The sequence below is a fragment of the Streptomyces sp. NPDC047042 genome, from assembly GCF_040644035.1.
Taxonomy (GTDB): Bacteria; Actinomycetota; Actinomycetes; order Streptomycetales; family Streptomycetaceae; genus Streptomyces.
The window spans coordinates 1-1,721 of sequence record NZ_JBEYVP010000111.1 but is presented as its reverse complement, the minus strand read 5'-3'; the positions used below and the strand labels follow the sequence as shown (position 1 = coordinate 1,721).

The window sequence follows — 1,721 nt, the reverse complement described above, 5'->3', positions numbered from 1 at the left end:
AACCTCGATTCTTCAGCGGGTTTCGGTCGCTGATCAGTGCGGCTGTTCGCCCGTAATGTCCTCCGCCGTTGGAGGACGGGCCGTCGCGTGACGCCGCGGGGTGCGCCGGGTTCCACGGGCCCGGAGGGCGCGGGGTGTCCTCCTTCCTGGTCCTCGTCGGGGTGTGAGCCGGCCGTCAGGTGGTGGCCGGAAGTTGCGTGAGCCTGTTCCAGCTGGTGGTGAACGCTGCCGCCCAGGGCCAGGTCTGCTCGATGCGGAGCATGCGGCGGCGAGCGTGACGGGCGAGGCGGGCCGGAAGGTGGTAGAGGCGCAGGCGCATCGTGTCCGGCTCGGCGTCTTCGAGGCCGTCCTGGTCATGCAGGGTGAGCAGCCGCAGCCAGGTGTCGAGATCGGCGGCGAGGTTCGCGGCGAGCATCCAGCCTGTGTTGATCTGCCACGACTGTGAGGGCAGATTCGTCAGCCCCATGGCCTTGCCGGTACGGATACGGTCTTCGACCTCGGCGTGGTCGCGGTGCAGGGCGTCGAGGAACTGGATCTGGTGGGAGCCGGCGATGCCCCACATGTGCCGGATGTTCGTGACGGTGATGGAGTAGCGCCAGCCGGTCTTCTGCTCGAAGGCGGTCAGCTTCTTCATGTGCCGCCTCGACGGGCGCACGCGGCGGACGATCAGGCGCATGCCCTCCGGCCAGCCCTCGCGGGTGTTCAGGTAGGTCAACTCCGCAACCTGGTAACCCGTTTGAAGGTCGCCGCCCTGTGTCAGCGAGGTCTCCCAGGCGCTTTCGGGGAGCCTCGCGATCGCCGCCTCGTCCTCGGGCGTGATCTTCCATCCGACCGTGTAACGGACCGTGCGCCGCTTCGTGTTCAGCGCCTCCAGGTGCTGGAGCAGGCCATGGGTGGCGCCCGCGCCGTCGACCCGCACGAGGATCTTCGACTGGGAGGAGTGCGGTATCTGATCCAGCGCGGCGGCCAGGACGCGGACGTGGTCGTCCACGGTGTTCGCCCCTGCGTTGCCCGGGCGGAGTTCCATCGCGAGGCTCTCGCCGGTGTTCGCCAGCCAACTGCCCAGCGGATGGAAGCCGAACGTGCCCTTGAACGTGGCCGCGGCCCCTTGTTTCCGGGACACGCTCGTGATGACCGTGGCGTCCAGGTCGATGACGATCCAGCCTGTCAACCTCCGTCCGGCGACCGTGAGCCACGGGAAGCCGCCGGGCCGCAGGTGGAGCAGCGTCCACACATGCCGGCGCACCCGTCGGCGCACCTTCGCGATCTTTCTCAGGGTCTTGTCGTCCAGCTCGGCCAGCAGACGGCGCATCGTTGAGTCCGAGGCCGCAGGGCCGAACAGGCCCTGGTGGTGAAGCTGAAGCTGCTCGGCCTCCAGCAGGCTCCGCGCCCCGAGCACCATCGCGACAGCGAGCTGGACGAGCACCCCGGCCCGCTCCCGCCACCTGGCACTCGTGCTCGAGGGAAGCACCCCGGCGAGCCCTCGTGTCATCCCCACACGGTCCGCCAGCCGGCGCAGCAGCACCGCCCCTGCATGCCCGACCAGCCCCTTCCCGTCGGCTGCCACGGACAGCCGACGATCCCACCCTGTACGCTCGCTCACCAGAAAGGTGTCCTGACTCCTGCACCGGATACGACCTAGACACTCGCATCCTCGCAGGTCAGCGGCACCTTTCTGCTGTCAGGCCGTCAGCTCACCCAATTCCGCTGAATAACCGGGG

1 protein-coding gene is annotated in these 1,721 nt (G+C 68.5%); it reads right to left on the bottom strand.

Translation table 11 applies throughout. The features are described 5' to 3' along the window. Nucleotides 1-175: 175 nt before the first annotated feature. On the bottom strand, nucleotides 176-1,603 hold the full coding sequence (locus ABZ855_RS48280) for an IS1380 family transposase (RefSeq protein WP_360820437.1): 1,428 nt from the start codon (nucleotides 1,601-1,603) through the stop codon (nucleotides 176-178). Nucleotides 1,604-1,721: the final 118 nt, after the last annotated feature.